This window comes from Streptomyces sp. NPDC053426 (assembly GCF_055585405.1).
In genome coordinates, this window is record NZ_JBVJKE010000005.1 from 349,508 (window position 1) to 365,933 (window position 16,426).

Consider the following 16,426-nt stretch of genomic DNA (forward strand, 5'->3'; position numbering starts at 1 on the left):
TTCAAGAGGTCGCGGCGGCGACGGGTCCGGTACGAACGGCTGTGGAAAAGGGACTTGATCTGTTAACGTCCCCAAAACTTTCTGGTGCGCGCCCGCAACGATCGGCCGTACTGCCCGTTCGACTCCGATTCGACTCTGCGAGGTGCCCCGTGCCCGCGTTCGACCTGCCTCCGGCTGAACTGGAGCGCCACCGCCCGGACATCGAGGAACCGGCCGACTTCGACGCGTTCTGGGAGCGCACGCTGAAGGAGGCGTCGGCCGAGGGGGATCCGCTGGTCTCGGTGAGGCCGGTGGAGAACGGGCTGCGGCTCACCGAGACCTGGGACGTGACGTTCCGCGGCTTCGCCGGCGATCCGGTGCGCGCCTGGTTCAGCCTCCCCGCGAACGTGGCCGAACCCCTTCCGGCGGTGGTGGAGTTCGCGGGTTACGGACGCGGGCGTGGGCTTCCGCACGAGCGGCTGACCTGGGTGAACGCCGGGTACGCGCATCTGCTGATGGACAACCGCGGCCAGGGCGACCAGTACGGCTGCGGCGGCGACACCCCCGACCCGCACGCCCTGGCGCCGGGCGGCCCCGGTCCGGCGGTCCGCGGTCTGCTCGACCCGAGGGACTACCACTACCGCCGGCTGATCACCGACGCGGTGCGCGCGGTGGCCGCCGTACGCGCGCTGCCCGGGGTGGACGCCGGCCGCGTCGCGGCCGTGGGCAACAGCCAGGGGGGCGGACTCGCGCTGGCCGTGGCGGGCCTCGTACCGGATCTGGCGGCGCTCCTGGTCACCGCCCCGCTGCTGTGCGGCATCCACCGCGCCCTGGACCTCACCGACGTGCCCCCGTACGGCGAGATCACCGCCTATCTCTCGGTGCACCGGGGCGCCGAGGAGGCCGCCTACCGCACCCTCTCCTACGTCGAGGGCGTGTCCTTCGCCCGGCGCGCGCACGCCCCGGCCCACTTCGGGGTCGGGCTGCGCGACATGGTCTGTCCGCCGAGCGGGGCGTACGCGGCGTTCAACCGGTACGCGGAACGCACGGCCGGCGATCCGGCCAAGGTGCTCCACGCCTATCCCTTCAACGGGCACGAGGGCGGGGACGCGGTGCATGTACGGCGCCAACTGGAGTGGCTGGCTTCGCTGCTGGGTGACTGACGGGGTGCGCGGGCGGCACCGACGACGACCGGACACGCCACCGGGGCCGCCCACGGGACGGTTCAGCCGACCCGGCAGGACAGGGTCGTCGTACCGTCACCGCCCGGGCCGGAGACCACATAGCCGAACGTGGCGCTCTCCCCCGGATCGAGGGAGCCGTTGTGGCCGGCGTTGTGGACCATCACGTCCTGGCCGTCGTAGGTGGCGTCGCCGTTCCAGAGGCTGTCGACGCTCTGGCCGGCCGGGAGGGTCCAGTCGACCATCCAGCCCAGCATCGGCACGTCACCGCTGTTGGTGACGGTCACCTCGGACTGGTGGCCGCCGCTCCAACTGCCCGTGGTGCCGCGGGTGGCGGTGCACTCCCCAGGAACGGGGTCGGGGTCGGGGCCGGTCGGGTCGCCGGGGTCCTTGACGCCGGTCACCTCGCCGTTGCCGCCGTCGAAGACGACGTCCGAGCAGGAGTAGAAGGTCTCCTGGCTGTCCGAGCGCTGCCAGACCATGTAGATGACGTGCCGGCCGGACTTGCCCTCCGGGAGCTGTCCGCTCCAGCGGTAGTCGGCCTCGACGCTGCCCGGGGACCCGTTGAGCGGCGGGTGGTCGACGGAGAGGAAGGGCTCCTCCTCCATGTCGGCCCAGGTGAGGGCCCGCGTCGGGTCGAAGCCGTCCTCGGTGACGTAGACGTGGAACCAACCGGGGTGCGCGGCCCAGGCGTTGTAGGAGAAGTCGACGGTCGCGCCCGAGGTGAGATGGGTGAGCGGCCAGTCGGCGCCGGGCGTGTCGAATCCGGTGAAGTTGGTGTTCCCGCCGCTGCACAGCTCCCCGTCGGGCACGAAGCCGCGGGTGCGGCCGGCGCCGTCGGAGCGCAGGACGGAGAACCAGTTGTAGAAGGGGGTGGTGCCGCCGACCTGGGCGGCGGCCCTGCAGGCCGGGTTGACCGGCTTGATCTCGCCGGTGTCGGTCAACGCGTCCTGCCAGCACAGGAAGGTGCGGCTGCCGGGCTTCATCGGCGTGCCGTGGGCTTCCGCCGCACCGCCCGCCGTCACGACCAGGCCGACGGCCGGGACGGTGGCGAGCAGGGAGACCAGGACGAGGAAGAGGGCTCGGGTGCGGGTGGGGAGCGCTGTTCGGGGAGCCGCCTCGCTCCCCGGTCTAGTTGTGATCATGACACACCTGTCCGCGGCTGTGGGGTTGACGGATCATGCAGGGGTGCGTGGAGGGGCGAGGTGGGAGTGTCCCGGCGGCGGGTTCCGGTCCGCCTGAGCGTGGGAGCGCTCCCACCTCGTCCGTGAGGGGACGGTAGCGCGAGGCAGCGCGCTTGTAAACGGTTGCTGCGCCCCGGAGTCGTGTGGTGGGTCAGCCGTTGCCGTCGATCACCCGTCGGAGGTTCCGGGCGACTTCGCCGCCTTCGAGGAGGAAGACCGGTCTCGTCAGGACGGCGTCTCCACGCGGCGCCTTCTGGACGGCGCGGGCGATCGCGACGGCGTCCTCGCGGAGGCGGACGCCCCGCGGATCGACGTGGCGGCCCGGTTCCTCGCCGAGGAGGACCGCGAACCGGATCCGGGCCTGCGGGTCCCGTACGCGCGGGAGGGCGATGAGGGCCTCGGTCGGGCGGAGGAGGGGGCCGGGGGAGCTGTCGTCGTCCCATGTGCCGTTCGTACGCTCGGCCGGGGGCCCCGCGGGCGGGGGGACGGTCGCGGACACGAGCGCGGCGGGGGCGCAGGGGCCGGGACGGACGCGGCGGGGGCACCGGGACCGGACCGGTTCGACGTCGTCTGCGTCCAGTTCGAGAAGGGTCGAGTCATGGCACGACCTTCCCGCTGCCCGCTTGAGCTCCGCCGTCGCGCAGTGCGCATGGTCGCCGAGCCGAAGCGGGCGAACGAGATCCTGAAGGCGGCGGCGAGTTTCTTTGCGGCCGAGCACGACTGCAAGATCGCCCCTTCCACCTATTGCGCCCACAAGAAACGACTGGCCGTCCCGTCCGTCCGTACCGTGCGGGACACGGAACTCAAGAAGCTGATCCGCCAGGTCCACACCGACAACTACCGTGTCTACGGGGCGCGGAAGATCTGGCGGGAGCTGAACGGGGTGAGGCGGAGGCCGGCCTCGCGCGAACGTCCTACTGCCCGTTCCGCTCGGCCGTCCACAGCGCCGACACCGCGCACCCCCACGTGCTCGCCGCTGCGAGCGGCATCGCCGTACCGGATACCTGCACGGACGGTCACTTTCCGCGAGCCCGTGCCCGGCCGATTCCGCTCCGCGCTGATCATCGACCAGTCATGCGTCTTCGCCCCCACCGTGCTGAAAGAAGGAGCCCTCCTTCAACCGCGTGTAGGAGGCCTCGGCCCTTCTCATCCACGCGTCCACATCGGCCGCCATCGAGGGGAACTTCTCCTTGAGAGGTTCAGCCAATGCGCTGATCTCCTCCCATGAGTCAGCCAGATACGTTTCGCTCTCAAGGCCGATCGCCACGGCCACACGGAACGGGTCATCCGACGACAGCCACTGTCTGCCTACCTCGATGATGCGCCTCCCGTCCTCGGCTTCGATGATCCAGGACATCGAAAGGAGCTGCTCTGCGACATACCCAGGAGTGACGTTCGCAGCCCGATGCTCGACAAGGAAGTGCATGACGTCCTCAACGTTCACAGTCACAGCCTCCGGTACATGCGCCACTCATAGGCGGTGCCACTTGGATCGATCGCGCCACCATCGGCACGCCTCATCGTCCCGAACATGTGATCTGGATGGACCCCGGTCCCTTGGCCGATCAGCTCGAACCCGGCTTCCCGCATGGCGTCCTCACTTGCCTTTCTGAACTTGTTCCGCTTGGCCGCCGACACCACCAGGGTGCCACCCCGAGCCATGACTCGAGCCGTTTCGCCACTCACCGGGTTGAAGCCATATGGGTTGACCGCGTGTGCGACGTTGAACGTTCCGTCATCGAAAGGCAAGTTGTTCGCGTCAGCCTGCATGACATCCGGATGACCGGGGTTGAGGTCCACGTTTGTCGCACCGGGCATCGGGTTGTCCCCCGCGCCCAAGTTCAGCGTGCGCCCATCGTCCCCACCGCCGGCTTTGCCGTCGCCGCCTCCGCTGGCGCCGCCGTTGGAGCGGGAGGAGGCACCGGTGGAGCCGCCCTTGCTCGAGCCGCTTCCGCCGCCTGCGGAGGGCTTCGCTTTGCCGGCGCCGGAGGACGCTGCCGCCGAGGAGCGTGGTGCGGCGGATGCCTGGGACGACTTCTGTTTTCCGTTGCCGGTTTTGCGGGCGCTGTGGGAGGCGCGATTACTGGTTGTCTGTTTCTTCTGCGCGGCCTGTTTCTTCTTTTTCTGTGCGGCCTTCTTGCGCGCCTCCTCGCGCTTCTTCTTCTCCTTCTTCGCCTTGTCGATGGCCGCGTTGGCCTTGGCGATGACCTTCTTCGCCTGCTCCTTGGCCTTGCGCCAGGCACTGACCGCGGAGAAGACCTTCTTGACCGCGGAGTAGATCTTCTTGGTGAGGGAGAGGACCTTGTACCAGGGGACGAGATCCAGGACGACCTCGGCGCAGGACCAGATGGAACCGCCGATACAGCCCATGATCGCGTCGATGCCGAGGAAGTCCCGCAGGATCGATCCGGCCGCGGAGATGACGACGGAGGACATGGACCGGTTGAGGTCGCCCTTGGCCGCGGCCACCATCGCCGACGAGAGTCCGGCACCCGCCAGGGCGAGTTCGATCTCCTTCTGCGAGAGGGAGACGGACAGGCCGGTCGGGTCGCTGTAGGTGACGGGGTTGTTGTGCGCGTAGGCGTAGCCGCCGCGCTGCATCGGGTCGGCCAGGTCCAGGACCGGGTCGGCGGACAGGAAGCGGCCTGCCACCGGGTCGTACAGACGCGCGCCGAGCATGGTGTAGCCGGTGGCGTCGTCGCGGGAGGCACCCAGGAAGCCCTGGTGGGTCGTCGCGCGCGACGCCGTCCCACCGGCCAGGCGTTCCCCGCCGAACGGGTCGGTCTTGCGGACGCGGGTCTCCATCCCTTCCCGGAGCGCGACCTCCGCGTAGGGGGTGCCCTGGTGGTCGTAGGTGATCGCGGACAGGTTGGAGTAGCCGGGCGTGTAACTTCCGGTCGCCTCGCGCAGGATGCTGCCGCCCGGTACGGCGTAGGTCCGCTGGACGTCGACCATTCCGCCGCCGGCCCGGACCGACAGCTCGGCCTCGCCGAGGTGCAGGGTGGCTTGGTCACCCTTCAGGGTCAGCAGCCGTGCGCCGCCCGGGGCGTAGATGTAGCGGGCCTCGGCCTGTGCGGTGAAGGACTGGGCCTGGGAGGTGTCGTTGCATGCGGCCAGCACCAGGTCGGTACCGGACGCGGTCGAACCGTCCTTGACCGCCAGGCACAGTCCGGACGCGGCGTGCTTGAAGTGTCCGGCGTCGTCCCTGACGAGCTTCTGGTCCGCCGTACCGGCGCACGGGCGGACACCGACCGCCGCTCCGGCCGTCGATCCGGCCGGGGTGGCGCACCAGTCGCCCATCACCCTCAGGCTGCCGGTGTCGGGGGCGGTCGTCGGGTCGTCGGGCACGAAGGTGAACTTCTGTGCCGGGGTGTTGTTGCACGGGTAGGTCTGCAGCGGCTGGTCGTTCTTCGCCCAGCCGGTCTGCAGGTCGAGGCAGGCGCCGGAGGGCGTCACGTAGGCGGTCTTGCCGTTCGTGCCCTGGCCGGAGACCGTCTCCGGGAGACCGTCGTACGTCCAGGTCAGGGTCTGGGCGTCACCGGTGTCGCCGGTGACCTGTGTCGTGTTGCCCGACTGGTCGTAGATCCGCTGCAGAGTCTGCTTGACCTGCGCACCCGCCTCGGTCGTGTACTCACGCACCAGCGAGGTCAGCGCGTGCGGTCCGGCCTCTCCCGCGCCGTAGCCGTAGGTGGTCCTCGTGTCCTTGGCCGTGTCACCCGTCAGGTCGTGTTCGACCATCGAGGTGCGTTCCGCGGACAGTCCGGCGTAGGCGTAGTCGGTCCAGTAGCCCGAGCCGTCCTCCCCCTTCGCCACGTCGGCGGCGGCGGTCGCGCCGCCCGCCTTGCAGGCGGTCTGGTCGGCGGACGTCCACGCCTCGTTGAGGCGGCCGACGGGGTCGTAGCGGAAGCACTGGCGTTCGCGGATGCCCGCGGCGCCCTGCCGGACGGAGGTGACGTTCCCCGCGGCGTCGTAGGTGTAGGACGTGTCCGAGACCTTGTTGCCGGTGGCCGCGCCGTCCGTGCCGGTCTGCTCACGCCAGGTCTGCATGCTGGTCAGCTCGCCCGAGGCCTCGTCGTACGAGGTGGTGGACCACACCCGGTAGGGGTTGTCGCCCAGGGTGGAGCGCAGCACCTGTCCGTACGGGGAGTACAGCGTCTGAGAGCCGTACCAGTCGTGTCCGGAGACGGACTCGGCCAGGCCCTCCTCGTCGTAGCGGGTGATGACCTCCTCGGCGGGCAGCGTGCCCACCGCGGGCAGCCGCGTGGAGTGCGGCAGTCCGGTGTCGGTGTAGGTCTGGGTGTACGTGTAGCGGTACTCCAGGCCGTACTGGTCGGCCAGGTCCTTCGGCAGCGCGGTGGACGTGACCGTCGGCTGGTAGGCGTTGTTGTAGGCGCTGATCATCGTCTGCGCCGCGTTGCCGGTGTCGGTGTAGCGCAGTGCCGTGTACGGCATGCCGATGCCGCCGCCGGCCTGGTCGTAGGAGTACGCCCCGAGCAGCTTGCCCACGGAGGAGTTCTCGCGGGTCAGGGTGGGGCGGGACAGGATGTCGTAGCCCGTCCAGACCGTCTTGCCGCGGGCGTCCGTGCTGGTGACGGGCCGGTTGAGGTCGTCGTACGTGACCTTGGTGGTGCCGGTGTCCGGGTCGGTGGACTCCACGACGCGGCCGATGGTGTCGTACTTCCACGTCCAGGCCGTGCCGTCGTCCTGCTGCGCCTCGGCCAGCCGGCCGCGGGAGTCGTAGGTGAAGCGGATCGACTCGAAGGCGGTGCGGGTGGTGTCGGTGAAGGTGTCGACGCGGCTGGTGCGCCCGAGGGCGTCGGTCCAGGTCCGGTAGGAAGAGATGCCGTACGGGTTGACGACCGTGGAGTGGTCGAGGCCGTACTCGTAGACGGTGCGGCGGCTTTCCGCGTCCGTGCCGCCCAGGACGGGGGTCTCCGTCAGGACGCGGCCCGAACCGTCATACGTGTAGCGGGTGGCGTTCGGTACTTCGCCGGCCGTCTTGGGGAAGAACAGGACCGGCTCGGGCTCGCCTTCGGCGAGATAGGCGTTGTTGGTCTTCCACACCTCGCCCGAGGCGTTGTACAGGGTGTCGGTGATCAGGCGGCCCTGGCCGGTCGCGGGCTCCTGGGTCTGGCGTACCCGGCCCAGGCCGTCGAAGAGGGTGACCGAGGTCTCCACCCGGTCCTCGTGGGCGCGGGTGCGGGAGATGACGGCGGTGGGCTCGCCCACCTGCAGACGGTATTCGACCTGCAGGTCGGGGACCTTGTCGGTGGCGGGCTCCCGGCCCGGACCCCACGCCTGCACCACGCGGCCCAGCTCGTCGTAGACGGCCTTGCTGGTGTGGCCGTTGGCGTCGGTGGTGGTCAGGCTGGCCCCTCGGCCGGGCTCCACCGTCTGCACGGAGGTGTGGCCGAGTTCGTTGGTCTCGGTCACCTTGAACGGCATGCCGACGGCCGGCTCGTACGTGATCGTCGCGGATGCGGTCTGGCCGGGCTGGGTGGTCTTGACCGTGCGGCCGAGCGCGTCGTAGCCGGTGGTGCCGCCCGAGGTGAAGCCGGAGCCGTCGCCCTTCAGCGTCCACGTCTCGGTCGGCAGGCCGCGCGTCGGCGCGGCGCCGTAGGCGCCGCCGTCGTAGGCGACGCGGGACGCGCCGGTCAGCGAGGTGAGCGTGCCGAACGTGGCGGCCGCGCACGTGGTCGGGGACGTCAGGATCTGCTTGGTCAGACCGAGCAGGTGCTTGTCGGTGTCGGCGACATACTCGGTGCGGGTGCACGACTCGTCGCCGGTCTTGCCGGTGTCGCCCAGCATCTCCACCTGGGTGGGGAAGCCGTCGGCGTTGTAGGCGGTGCTGGAGACGACCTCGCGGATTTCACGCTCGTCGTCGCCGGTGCCGGAGGACTTGGTCCAGGAGTGGTCTCCGGTCTCCACGACCCGCCAGGCGATCAGGTCCTTCAGACCGTCACCGAGCGAGCGGCGCGCCAGTTCGGTCGCGGACAGCTTGCTCGTGGTGCGGCTGATCCACCCCGTCACCGGGTCCGCGGTCGCCGAGGGGTAGTCGACCTGTTCCGCGATACGACCGGCGAACGCCTCGTGGTCGGGGCCGATGTCGCCGCCCGCGATGTCCTGGACGGTGACGCCCGTGCCGAGCCCGCGGTAGAAGCGGGTCATCGACTTCGAGCGCTTCGCCGAGGTCGCCGTGTCGTCGGCGCCGGTGAACGTGGTCACCGTGTCGAATCCGGCGAACTTCGCCCACGTACGCGTCGATTTCTTGGAGAACTCCGACTCGGCGAGCTGCCAGGCCGGCGTGCCGTACTCGTACGCCGTCGAGGTCGCGGTCGCGCCGGAGACCGCGGGAAGTTCCTCGACCTGGGTGACGACGTACTTGTGGAACCAGTCGATCTCGTCGTCGACCGACGGGTCCGGATGCCAGGCCACCGGATAGCACAGGCCCGTGTTGTGCTCCTGCGTCGGCAGGCCCTCACCGTTCGCGCAGGCACCGGTCGGCTTGGAGTACGTGACGACGCTCTCGCCGCCGTACTCGTTGACGACCCGGCCGATGCGCTGGCGGGCGAAGCCGGGGCGCGGGTCGTCGGCGCCGCGCAGGACGCGGTTGGGCATGTAGTCCGGGGAGGCCTGGAAGGTGACCGGGGGCAGCGACTTGTACTTGCCGCCCGCGATGCCACCCGGCCCGTAGCCGGTGCGCTGGATCGACTCCAGCCACAGGGCGGTGTTGGCGCCGGTCGTCATCGTCGGGAAGGACTGCTTGAGCTGGTAGACGTCGACCGTGGCACGGCCCGAGCCGGCCGTGCGCTGTGCGGTGAGGGAGATCTTGTCCAGGCGCTTGCGGGTGAAGAACGAGGGTGCGGCGTTCCAGCAGTCGCCGGTCGTCTTGCACTGCAGCGATACGGGGGTGTCGTACCAGATGCGGTAGTCGCCCGGGTCCTTGGAGGTGAAGTTGGCTTCGGTGCAGGCCAGCGAGCCCTCGGCGAAGCAGCGCTCCTCGACGGTGAAGCTGACGCGCGCGGGCGCCTCGCCGAAGAGGGCGTCGGAGCGCAGCCCGTAGTCGATGTGGCGCAGATAGCCGCCGCGCTCGTAGGAGACGGGCTTCTTGAACTGCCAGTCCTTCGCGTACCGGTTGGTCTCCGCCTGCCACCACAGGGTCATGGCGTTGCCGGAGGGGTCCACGACGTAGTCGAGGTTCCACTGCCAGGCCTGCTGGCAGAACGAGTTCTTGAAGTCCCCGGACTTGTAGCAGGGCTCGCCCGCGTGGTTGCCGAAGACGGGCACGGTGAACACCGATTCGGTCTCGGGCTTGCCGTCGCTCCAGCCGGGAAGGCGGTTGCGGCCGAAGAAGTACTGGGTGCCGTCGCGGGTAGTGACCTTCCAGTACTCGCCGTCCGCGTCACCGTTGCCGAGCGCGGTGTCCTTGAGCAGCTCCACCTTGGAGCCGTCACCGGAGGACGTGGTCCAGCCCTTGCCCGACTCCCATACGAGGCTGACCGTCTGGCCGCTCAGCGTCATCGTGGCGTTGTTCGAGCCGTAGCACAGGTCGTGCGTGGGGTGATTGGCGTTGTTGGCGCCGGAGTTGGTCTTGGCGTCCTGCTTGCAGTTCACATAGCGGCGGGTGATCGAGCCCGGCTGGTAGTCCCAGCCGTCGCCGATCCAGGAGGCCTGGTTGTTCGATGCGCTGGTGCGCCCGTCCACGGCCTGCGAGGAGTACGACAGGCCGACCTTCGGCATCAGACCGCCGGGAACCTCGGGCGGCTGGATGTCGTACGCATAGGTGAAGGCGCCCGAGGACGAGCCGCTCGCCCAGTCACCGGAGGACGACAGAGGCGTGGCGGTGAAGTCACCGCTCTGCGACGCGCCCATGTCGAGGGCGCCGAGGACTCCGGCCGACGTGCTCGCCAGCGGCTCGGCCATCTTGGCCGAGGTGAACGAGGCGGGCTTCACCCCGGCCGAGGCGGAGGTGGCCGACTCCGCGGTGTTGGTGCTCTCAGGGGGGCTCGTGGCCTCCGGGCTCGAGGACTCCCCGGACGTCAGCGGCTCCTGAGGTGTGGCCGAGGAGGACGGGCCACCGGTCTTCCCCGAGTCTTCGGTCTTCTTCGAGTCTTCGGTCTTCTTCGAGTCTTCGGTCTTCTTCGAGTCTTCGGTCTTCTTCGAGTCTTCGGTCTTCTTCGGCTCATCGGTCGCACCGGCCTTCGGGGACTTCTCACCCGTGCCCGGCTCGATCGACCGCTGCCCTGCCGCCTGCCCGGCGGCCCCGATCAGCTTCGCGACCGGCACCACGCCGGTCAGCTGCCGCTTCTTCTCCTTGGCTCCCGCATCAGTCGTGCGAGCACCCTTCGCCGGCCGGGTGACCTCCACGCTCGACGGCAGCTCTACGAGCGTCGCCGTGGGGTCGTCCTCGCCGGCGGAGACGGTCTGGGTGGCCAGGCCGTCGTCGGTGGGGCAGTCCAGGGTCGAGGTGTCCGGCAGGGAGCAGCCTTCGAGCAGGGTGAGCCGGAACCGGTCGGCCGCCTGAGTGCCGAACAGGTCGGCGAACTCGGTGTGGTCGACCTCCACCGCCACCGAAGCGGCCGGGTCCACCCCGGCCGGCGGGGTGACGGACATCAGCATGCCCGGCACGTTGGCCTGCGTGGAGGCGGTGACCGAGGCGAGGTCGACGTGCCACGTTCCCGCCAGGGCGGCCGGGTCCTGCCCCTCTGGCACGCCCAGGCGGACCGGTGTGGTCCCCACCGGCACCGTCTGGCCCTCGGTGACACCGGTCAGGTCAGCGGTCTGGTCGGCCGCGGCCTGCCATGGCGTCACATGCGCGGGGACATACTCCTCGACCGGCACATCGACCGGACGCGAGAGCGATGTCGGCTCATCCGTGTCCAGGTCCACGACGGACGCCTTGTCCGGCTCGGGCAGGTCCACGTTCGCGTTCGACGTGCGGTCCATGCCGGGGCCGGGGATCGCCACAGCCGTGCCCGTCAGCGAGGTGATGGTCAGCACGGACGACAGCAGCACGACCAGTGCCGCCCGCCGGTGCCGACGGTTCTCACGGCCCGCGGCCGTGACGGCCAGCCGCCCCCGTCCGGACCAGGACAGCCCCACCCGACGACGCATCTCGCAACTCCCCCACCTCACGCCCGCCTTGGGCGCGCCGGCGCAAACGGAACAGAACCGGCACGGGACGGGACGTCCACGCACCGAGCACGGGAGCCTTCACCATTTCACCCCGGTAGGCACAGCTGACGCACAGTGATCCATCACAGCAAGGACACAGTTGTCGCCCCGGAAATCATCCTCTTAGGGCCGCAAACTCCTGCATGTCCGCGATAGACGACAATCCGCGAGAACAGTTCACAACGCACGCGCCATACGAACCAGTTGACAGCGAAGGCAGGCAAAACGGTCGTCACTGTTGGTGAAGGTCAGGTCATTGATCACGAGTTGATCTCAAGGCGTCAGCTCGACAACTGCCGCCGCCGCCGCATAGCTTGCGCGCACTCATGCCTAAGACGCCCCAGGTCAGCGAGGTAATCGCCGCTGCCTGGCGGGTCCTTGGCATCTAGCCAGCCGTGTTCCCGGGGAGCCTGCCGTCGTGTCTGCTCAGCCATCCGCGTTCTTCCGCTTCGCCGCAGGCAAGCACGCCCGGTTCGCCTCCTACGCCGCGCTGCTCTGCGTGGCGCTGGTGGCCGGGCTGCTCGTCTGGACACCGTGGGAGCGCGGTGCCGTGGCCCCTCGGGCCAAGGGGTCCTCGGGTCCGTTGACGGCGGCCGAGGCGATGGAGAAGGCGCGGTCGCAGAAGAAGGAGGTCGTGGTCGGCACCGAGACCACGCCGACATCCCGCACCTTCGCCCTGCCGAACGGCACCTGGCGCTCCGAGATCCATGCCGTTCCCGTACGGGCGCAGCGTGCCGACGGCAGCTGGGAGGACATCGACGCGGACCTGCGGCGCAGCAAGGACGGCACGCGGCTGCGGCCCGTGAACACGCCCGGCGAGGTCGAGTTCGCGGCGGCTGCGACGCCGGCCGCCTCGCGCGGCTCCGGTCGTACGGCTGCGACGCCGTCCGGCTCGGACAGCAGCTCCAGTGGCGCGGTGCGCCCGGCCGTATGGCGCCCGACGGCCCATGAGGCCACCACCCGTACCGCCTCACGGGAGTCGGCGCCGAAGGAGTCGTTCCTGGCATCGGTGGCCTACAAGGGACACGAGATCACGTACACCTGGCCGGGCACGCTGCCCGAGCCGGTCGTCGAAGGCAACCGGGCGCTGTACCGCGAGGTGCTACCCGGCGTGGACCTGCTGCTCGTGGCACGCGAGGAAGGCGGCTTCGGCCAGCTGCTCATCGTCAAGAACGAAGAGGCCGCCCGGCAGGAGGCCCTGCGGACCGTGTCCTACGGTCTGCGCTCCGACACGGCCGAATTCGCCCTCGACACCACCACCGGTGGCGTGACCATCACGGACGCCGCTGACGGCAAGCCCGTCGGTGCCATCCCGACCCCGCTCGCCTGGGACTCGGCGGGCGTGACGAACCCCGAGGACCCGACCGCCGAGCCGTACACCGACACCACCACCGCCAAGACCACCTTCGCTCTGACCGGGCTGACCGGTCCCGAGCCGGGAACGGCCAGTGCCGTGCTGCCCGCCTCCTTGGACGGCGGCGGAACCGGGCAGGCCACCCTCAAGCTCGACGCGGCGGCGACGGGCCTGCTGACCGGCAAGAAGGCCGACGCCGGGAAAGTCCGCTTTCCCGTGTTCATCGACCCCACGCTCGAACTGCAGGAGAAGGGCTGGACGATCGCGTACAAGCCCCATCCCAACTCCAACTACTACAACGGCACCAACTACTCAGGCGGCACGAGCGAGGCGCGGGTCGGCTACGAGTCCCAGGACCGCGGCCTCGCCCGGTCGTTCTGGAAGATGGGCATCTCCAGCAGCATCCACGGCTCGACCGTCCTGTCGGCGAGCTGGAAGATCAAGAACACGCACTCGTGGTCCTGCACCGAACCCCGGCAGATCGAGCTGTGGCTGACCGGCGGGATCTCGACCTCCACCACCTGGAACAACCAGCCTTCCTGGGCGCGCCAGTTGGACGCCAAGTCCTACGCACACGGCAACGAGAAATACGGCTGCGACGACGCCTACGTCGGCTACGACGTCAAGTCCGGAGCGCAGGACGCGGCGAACAAGAAGTGGGGCTCGCTCACCCTGGGGCTTCGCGCGAGCACCGAGACCTCCACGTACACCTGGCGCAAGTACAGCGCCAGCAGCGCGGTCCTGACGATCAGCTTCAACCGGCCGCCCAACCAGCCGGTCGACGGCGACATCACGCCCGGCGTGTGCAACACCGTCATCGGCGAGGAGGTCATCGGCCTGACCGATGTCGTGCTCAGGGCCGAGGCCACCGACTACGACAGCAACCTCAAGGGCATGCGCTTCCGCCTGTGGGAGACCGGCGCCACCACGAAGATTCTCGACAGGGTCGTCACGGGCACCGGAGGCAGCAGAACCCAGACCGCGTCCGTCACCGTGCCCTCGACGCAACTCGCCGACGGCAAGACATACTCCTGGGACGTCCGCGCCGAGGACACCGAAGGCGCCGTGTCCACCTTCTGGCCGAACGGCACCGAGCCCTGCCGCTTCACGGTCGACAACACCGCACCCGCGGCACCCACGATGACCTCCACCGACTTCCCGCAGGCCAACGCCGCCGGCACCAACTGGGCGGTCAACGCTCCACACGGCACCTCCGGCACCGTCACCCTCAGCTCCGGCCCGTCCACCACCGGCTACGTCATCAGCTTCAACAGCGGGAACTTCACCTACATCTACCTCGATGACCCGGCCAGCGGACAGACCTTCCGCATCGACCGGGACGCCGTCGAAGGCCACCTCATCGAATCGGTCACCCGGGCCTCCAAGGGCGAACCCATCACCGTCACCCTCAAGTCGCCCTCGGCCGGACCGATCTTCCTGAAGGGTTACGCCCGCGACGCGGTCGGCAACTTCTCGAAGGCTTCGGAAATCAAGACGTACATACCTTCCGGCCGCTCCGCCGACGCCCCTGGCGACCTCACCGGCGACACCTATCCCGATCTGGTCGGTCTGTGGAGCAACGGCAGCCTGTGGACCTACCCGGGCGAAGCCGCCGGTGACCTCTACACCAACATGGCCGCCTCGTACAACGGTAAGGGCGAGCAGAACCCGTCCGGCCACTTCTACGACCCGAACTCCACCGCCACCAGCAAGAAGCACGCCCTGATCTCCAAGTGGGACGACTACTACCCTGGTGACGGCCTCACCGACATCGTCGCCCGTACGCCCGACGGCAAGCTCTGGATCTACCAGGGCGACGGGTACGGCGCCGTCAACATCGACGAACGCATCCGCGTGCTCCTGCCCGACAACGCTCCCGATCCCGCCACCTGGGGTGAGATGCGCACCGCAGGAGACGTCACGGGGGACGGCGAACCCGATCTGATGGTCGTCACCGACGGCGGACAGCTGTGGTTCCTGGGCGGATACACCGCCGGCGCCTTCACCGACGCGATCCAGCTCACCAGCGACTCCGGCTGGTCCACGCGTGACGTGCTCGCCGTCGCCGACTTCGACCTGGACAAGACCCCGGACCTGCTGTGGCGCAACTTGTCCAGCGGCAACATCTACCTGCGGCACGGCAAGCCCGGTACGGCCGGCGAAGGCTCCGTCGCCCCGGTCTCCCTCGCGCTGGGTGCCAACTCGCGCGACGGCGCCGACGCCCTGTTCGGCACCGGCTGGACCGAGGCCAACATCAACAGCATCGTGGTCATCCCCGACACCAGCGGCGACGGCATCCCCGACATGTGGGCACGTGAGACAGCCACCGGGAACATGCGGCTCTACAACCCCAGCAAGACCAATACCAACGCCTACGTCAGCATCGTCTGGAACGGCGACCTGAATCCGTTCCTCAGCTTCACCTGACCGAGGACGCCATGCACTCCCTGACACAGACCGTCCGAACCCACCCGAAGACAGCGGGCGCGGTGGCCGCCGCCCTGCTCGTCGCCGTCGCCCTGGCCGCGTACTTCCTCAGCACCGGCCCCGTCCGCCCGGACGCGGCCAAGTGCCGCGAGGAGTCGACGGCGCAGGTCGAGGCCGCCGTTGCCGACGGCACCGAACTCAGCACCAGCCTCCCGCCGCACTGCCAGGGCCTTCCTGTGAAGGAACGCGACCGGATCTTCTCCGAGAGCGCCGACGACGCCATCGCGGACGAGATGGAGAAGGCGAGAGAAGACATCGAGCGTCTCGCAGGCGATACGGGCTACGAGAGCAAGTAGCCCGTATCGCACAGCACGCCATGCAGCGCTCCCTCCAACTCCCGGGCACCCTGACCCCATGGACGCCCAGGAGTTGGAGGGAGCGCTGCATGGCGCCGTCCGTGCAAGGTGATGTCGGTTTCGATCGCGGTATGCGGACGTTGTTCACCATGGACGCCTCCGACCACCGGCGGGTGCCCGTCGGGATCGTGGGCCCCTCGGGACGCCGCGGACGCGAGGCCGTGCTCGTGGTGGAGCGGACCGTCCGGGTCGCCGACGCCCTGGACGCGAGGATCGTCACCGATCCGGCCGGGCAGCGCGCCCTGTGGCGCATCCGCGAGGACGCCTCCGGTACCGCGACACGGATGCCCGGCTGGAAGGACCGCGCGGTGCCGCCCGCGCGACCCGGCGCGTCCCTGTCGGCAGAATCCTCGCCACCGGCGAGACATACAGCCGGCCCGCACACCACGAGGTCGGCACGAAACCCCGACACTCGAAGGCAACGAACGCCATGAGCCGACCGGGGCTGTTCGTGGTGGGAGTCCCTGCCCATGAAGGGCAACGGGCAGGTCGCCCGCTCGTGAGGGGGCTCCCACCACACCCGTGTGCGCCTGGCGGCGCTCGTTCGCCATACGCTCGCAAGGACAGAAGAACCCCGCCCCTGGTACCAGGGGCGGGGTTCTTCGTCGTCGTAGGACGCGCGGCTCCGCTTCCGGGAAGAGATCGCGTGCGATCACGGTCGCGGACGCGTCTTCCCGCCCCGTCGAGCGCGAGTGCCCCGCTCCCCGCGAG

The 16,426-nt window shown here is 69.4% G+C and carries 7 protein-coding genes and 2 pseudogenes; 5 read left to right on the forward strand and 4 right to left on the reverse strand.

Translation table 11 applies throughout. From position 1 onward, the window contains the following. Positions 1–149 precede the first annotated feature (149 nt). Complete coding sequence (locus tag ACZ62B_RS13310) at positions 150–1,142, forward strand: acetylxylan esterase (protein ID WP_468720177.1); 993 nt, start codon at positions 150–152, stop codon at positions 1,140–1,142. A gap of 62 nt (positions 1,143–1,204) precedes the next feature. Here ACZ62B_RS13310 and ACZ62B_RS13315 read toward each other — a convergent pair whose 3' ends face one another. Together ACZ62B_RS13315 and ACZ62B_RS13320 are read right to left on the reverse strand one after the other, a co-directional pair. Further along, positions 1,205–2,305, reverse strand: a complete 1,101-nt coding sequence (locus ACZ62B_RS13315; protein WP_468720175.1) for a lytic polysaccharide monooxygenase auxiliary activity family 9 protein — start codon at positions 2,303–2,305, stop codon at positions 1,205–1,207. A 190-nt stretch (positions 2,306–2,495) separates the two neighbouring features. Beyond that, positions 2,496–2,843 (reverse strand): effector-associated domain 2-containing protein, encoded by a 348-nt coding sequence (locus tag ACZ62B_RS13320; protein ID WP_468720173.1) that lies wholly within the window; start codon positions 2,841–2,843, stop codon positions 2,496–2,498. Between the two features lie 150 nt (positions 2,844–2,993). Between ACZ62B_RS13320 and ACZ62B_RS13325 the strand changes: the two are divergent. Next, a pseudogene (locus tag ACZ62B_RS13325) lies at positions 2,994–3,212 on the forward strand (IS3 family transposase); the annotation flags it as partial. Between the two features lie 204 nt (positions 3,213–3,416). Here ACZ62B_RS13325 and ACZ62B_RS13330 read toward each other — a convergent pair. Both ACZ62B_RS13330 and ACZ62B_RS13335 read right to left on the reverse strand, forming a co-directional pair. Next, complete coding sequence (locus ACZ62B_RS13330) at positions 3,417–3,788, reverse strand: hypothetical protein (protein WP_344564411.1); 372 nt, start codon at positions 3,786–3,788, stop codon at positions 3,417–3,419. A 2-nt stretch (positions 3,789–3,790) separates the two neighbouring features. Next, positions 3,791–11,458, reverse strand: a complete 7,668-nt coding sequence (locus ACZ62B_RS13335; RefSeq protein WP_469690307.1) for an RHS repeat-associated core domain-containing protein — start codon at positions 11,456–11,458, stop codon at positions 3,791–3,793. A gap of 478 nt (positions 11,459–11,936) precedes the next feature. Here ACZ62B_RS13335 and ACZ62B_RS13340 point away from each other — a divergent pair, with 478 nt between their 5' ends. The 3 genes and pseudogenes from ACZ62B_RS13340 to ACZ62B_RS13350 form a co-directional block, all read left to right on the forward strand. Beyond that, a complete protein-coding gene (locus ACZ62B_RS13340; RefSeq protein WP_469690309.1) occupies positions 11,937–15,299 on the forward strand; it encodes an FG-GAP-like repeat-containing protein in 3,363 nt (1,120 codons plus the stop codon). An 11-nt stretch (positions 15,300–15,310) separates the two neighbouring features. After that, positions 15,311–15,655, forward strand: a complete 345-nt coding sequence (locus tag ACZ62B_RS13345) for a hypothetical protein (RefSeq protein WP_344564405.1) — start codon at positions 15,311–15,313, stop codon at positions 15,653–15,655. Between the two features lie 89 nt (positions 15,656–15,744). Beyond that, positions 15,745–16,053: pseudogene (locus tag ACZ62B_RS13350) on the forward strand (hypothetical protein); the annotation flags it as partial. Positions 16,054–16,426 lie beyond the last annotated feature (373 nt).